We start from the raw sequence: 2,209 nt of genomic DNA, 5'->3' as shown, positions 1-2,209 counted from the left end.
GTTTTCAACTTTAGACATTTCCTACTCCTGACTAGAACTGAAGGCCAGCTTCACGAGCGGCATCAGCTAATGCTGCAACACGACCGTGATATTGGAAACCTGAACGATCGAAAGCAATTTTAGTAACGCCTTTTTCGATAGCTCGCTCAGCAACCAATTTACCGATTACTTTAGCTGCTTCAACGTTACCGCCATAGCTGATCATTTCACGAACTGCTTTTTCTGTCGTTGTAGCAGAAACCAATACTTCCGCATTCGGTGTAATAACCTGTGCATAAGTATGGTTTGGAGTGCGGTTAATCACTAAACGTGTAGCACCCAATTCTTGCATTTTCTTACGTGCGCGAGTTGCGCGACGAAGACGTGCAGATTTCTTATCCATAGTATTACCCTACTTTTTCTTGGCTTCTTTACGACGCACAACTTCATCAGAATAACGAACACCTTTACCTTTATAAGGTTCAGGCGGACGGAAAGCTCTGATATCTGCTGCAACTTGACCAACATTTTGTTTGTCAGCGCCAGTAATAACAATTTCAGTTTGGCTTGGGCAAACTGCAGTTATACCTTCTGGAAGGTTATAAGCTACAGGATGTGAGAAACCTAATGTTAGATTCACAACAGAACCTTTAACATTTGCACGGTAACCAACACCATTTAGTTGAAGAGTTTTAGTAAAACCTTCAGCTACACCTTTAACCATGTTATTAACGTTTGCACGAGCTGTACCAGCTTGAGCCCAAGCATCTTTTACGCCTTCAACAGGACCAAAAGATACTTTTTCATCAGCTATTGCAAGAACAACAGATGAGTTAATAACAGAAATTAAAGTGCCTTTAGCGCCTTTAACAGTGATTTCCTGACCATTTAGAGAGATCTCTACGCCTGCAGGGATGGCTACAGGTGCTTTAGCAACACGAGACATATATAAACCCCTTAAGAAACGTAGCAGATGATCTCGCCACCGATGCCAGCTTTGCGAGCTGCACGGTCAGACATCATGCCTTTAGAAGTAGAAACGATAGCAACACCTAAGCCACCCATCACTTTAGGAAGATCATTACTTCCTTTGTAGATGCGTAGACCTGGGCGACTAACGCGCTCAATTTTTTCAATTACGTTTTTGCCTTCGAAATACTTCAAAGTCACTTCAAGTTCAGCTTTCACTTCACCTGAAACAGCGTAACTATTAATGTAACCTTCTTCTTTAAGCACAGCTGCTAGTGCAACTTTTTGCTTAGAACAAGGCATTTTAACTGCAACCTTAGAGGCTGACTGACCGTTACGGATGCGTGTTAGCATATCCGCAATAGGATCTTGCATGCTCATTTTCGTATACTCCCGAAATTAGTGATTTACCAACTAGCCTTTTTAAGACCTGGAACTTCACCACGCATCATGTGCTCACGTAGTTTAATACGGCTTAAGCCGAATTTACGTAGGTAGCCATGAGGGCGGCCAGTGATGTTACAGCGGTTACGCTGACGACATGCACTAGAATCACGAGGTAACGATTGCAATTTAAGAACTGCATCCCAACGATCTTCGTCTGAAGTATTTACACCAGAGATGATTGCTTTAATTTCAGCACGTTTCTCAGCGTATTTTTTTACTAGCTTCGCGCGTTTTACGTCGCGCGCTTTCATTGATTGCTTAGCCATGACCCTACCTTACTTACGGAATGGGAAATTAAAGGCAGCCAGCAGAGCGTGACCTTCTTCATCAGATTTCGCAGTAGTAGTGATAGTTATATCCATACCACGAATTTTATCGATTTTATCGTAATCGATTTCTGGGAAGATGATTTGCTCGCGAACACCCATACTATAGTTACCACGACCATCGAACGATTTAGGGTTCAGGCCACGGAAATCGCGGATACCTTTCCAGCACACTGGACTGGCCGTCGTTTTACAAGGTCTAGTCCGACCTAGACTCAGGGGTACCGAGCTCGAATTCTGGCGTAATAGCGAAGAGGCCCGCACCGATCGCCCTTCCCAACAGTTGCGCAGCCTGAATGGCGAATGGCGCCTGATGCGGTATTTTCTCCTTACGCATCTGTGCGGTATTTCACACCGCATATGGTGCACTCTCAGTACAATCTGCTCTGATGCCGCATAGTTAAGCCAGCCCCGACACCCGCCAACACCCGCTGACGCGCCCTGACGGGCTTGTCTGCTCCCGGCATCCGCTTACAGACAAGCTGTGA

At 45.0% G+C, this 2,209-nt stretch carries 4 protein-coding genes and 1 pseudogene; all 5 read right to left on the bottom strand.

The window, feature by feature from the left end:
* Window positions 1–31 precede the first annotated feature (31 nt).
* Complete coding sequence (rplR, locus tag PE36_RS23445; protein ID WP_006034611.1) at window positions 32–382, bottom strand: 50S ribosomal protein L18; 351 nt, start codon at window positions 380–382, stop codon at window positions 32–34.
* Window positions 383–391: 9 nt separating this feature from the next.
* Window positions 392–925 (bottom strand): 50S ribosomal protein L6, encoded by a 534-nt coding sequence (gene rplF, locus PE36_RS23440; protein WP_006034610.1) that lies wholly within the window; start codon window positions 923–925, stop codon window positions 392–394.
* Window positions 926–936: 11 nt separating this feature from the next.
* Window positions 937–1,329 carry a 30S ribosomal protein S8 gene (gene rpsH, locus PE36_RS23435; RefSeq protein ID WP_006034609.1) on the bottom strand — a complete coding sequence of 131 codons (393 nt, stop codon included), beginning with the start codon at window positions 1,327–1,329 and terminating at the stop codon, window positions 937–939.
* 26 nt (window positions 1,330–1,355) lie between these two features.
* Entirely contained in the window at window positions 1,356–1,661 is a 306-nt protein-coding gene (rpsN, locus tag PE36_RS23430) for a 30S ribosomal protein S14 (protein ID WP_006034608.1), read from the bottom strand.
* Window positions 1,662–1,670: 9 nt separating this feature from the next.
* Window positions 1,671–1,880, bottom strand: a pseudogene (locus PE36_RS24235) (50S ribosomal protein L5); the annotation flags it as partial.
* Window positions 1,881–2,209: the final 329 nt, after the last annotated feature.

This window comes from Moritella sp. PE36, assembly GCF_000170855.1.
GTDB lineage: Bacteria > Pseudomonadota > Gammaproteobacteria > Enterobacterales > Moritellaceae > Moritella.
This window is presented reverse-complemented; position numbering and strand designations above follow the sequence as displayed.

What these genes read in the sequence shown, in the direction of transcription:
- rplR (WP_006034611.1), bottom strand. Translation starts at nt 382, where the DNA reads ATGGATAAGAAATCTGCACGTCTTCGTCGCGCAACTCGCGCACGTAAG.
- rplF (WP_006034610.1), bottom strand. Translation starts at nt 925, where the DNA reads ATGTCTCGTGTTGCTAAAGCACCTGTAGCCATCCCTGCAGGCGTAGAG.
- rpsH (WP_006034609.1), bottom strand. Translation starts at nt 1,329, where the DNA reads ATGAGCATGCAAGATCCTATTGCGGATATGCTAACACGCATCCGTAAC.
- rpsN (WP_006034608.1), bottom strand. Translation starts at nt 1,661, where the DNA reads ATGGCTAAGCAATCAATGAAAGCGCGCGACGTAAAACGCGCGAAGCTA.